Origin of the sequence: Legionella sp. (genome assembly GCF_965140895.1) — a bacterium.
In the GTDB taxonomy this organism is placed as follows: Bacteria; Pseudomonadota; Gammaproteobacteria; order Legionellales; family Legionellaceae; genus Legionella.
In genome coordinates this window covers 1-1,132 of sequence record NZ_CBCSKT010000142.1, presented here as the reverse complement: position 1 = coordinate 1,132, position 1,132 = coordinate 1, and the positions used below count along the sequence as shown (strand labels likewise).

The following is a 1,132-nucleotide window of genomic DNA, read 5'->3' as shown; positions in this document are numbered from 1 at the left end:
TGCCTGGTGGTTTTCTGTCATTGATGTAGTTCAAACCTTAACTGATAGTACCAATTCAAGAGATTACTGGTACAAAATGAAAATACGTGTCAAAGATGAGGATGGCACTGAACTGTCGACAATTTGTCGACAGTTGAAATTACAAGCCCCTGACGGAAAAATGAGAGAAACAGATTGTGCCAACACAGAGGGCTTATTCAGAATCATTCAATCTATTCCTTCTCCTAAAGCAGAACCATTTAAGCGTTGGTTGGCCAAAGTAGGCTATGAGCGTGTACAAGAAATTGAAAATCCAGAATTAGCACAAGAGCGGATGAAGCAATTATATGAGCAAAAGGGTTATCCCAAAGAGTGGATAGACAAACGCTTGCGTGGTATAGCGATTCGACAGAATTTAACTGATGAATGGAGTGATCGCGGAATTACACAACAAAAAGACTACGCTATTTTAACGGCAGAAATTTCTAAAGCCACTTTTGGCATGACGCCTACCGAATATAAAAAACACAAAGGATTGCCTGAAAAATCCAAGGCTAATTTACGTGATCACATGACTGATTTGGAGCTAATCTTTACGATGCTTGGGGAGCAAGTAACCACTGAGATTTCTAAAACAGAAAAGCCAGAAGGTATGATTGCCAATAAAAAGGTGGCGCAGCGTGGAGGTAATGTGGCAGGTAACGCGCGCATAGAAACGGAAAAAGAGTTAGGTCGTGGCGTGATTAGCCACGATAATTATTTGCAGTTAGAAAATGATGAGGATGATTCTGCCAAGTGATTACAAGCAAAGCGTTTTACTGTTAAAAATTGATTTATTAAAAGTTCTTGTTTTTTCTGTGCAGAAATAATGATAAAGACGGATAAACTTGTTTAGATCCAGCGCATTTTGTTTTTGGAGAATTTTTATCTTATTAATGTCGAAAAACGCATGAGAAAAAATACTCCAATCAATTTCAAAACAATTAACCTGTAGTCCATTAGAGAAAATATCAGCGATGTAACAGGGGTTTTTGTCAATAATTGTTATGGTTGCATTGTGTGCTTTAGCATAATCCCTTAATAGGGTATATGTTATTTTGTCATATATATCATAATCATCCTTTTTGAAAAAAGAATAACCAATAATGCATAT

At 36.8% G+C, this 1,132-nt stretch carries 2 protein-coding genes; one reads left to right on the top strand and one right to left on the bottom strand.

The annotated features are described in order from the left end of the window. A partial coding sequence (locus tag ACQY7T_RS13300) for a BRO-N domain-containing protein (RefSeq protein ID WP_428414010.1) occupies positions 1 to 778 on the top strand: 778 nt, incomplete at its 5' end. Here the strand turns inward: ACQY7T_RS13300 and ACQY7T_RS13295 are convergent. Beyond that, a partial coding sequence (locus ACQY7T_RS13295) for a hypothetical protein (RefSeq protein WP_428414009.1) occupies positions 779 to 1,132 on the bottom strand: 354 nt, incomplete at its 5' end. It lies immediately after the preceding gene.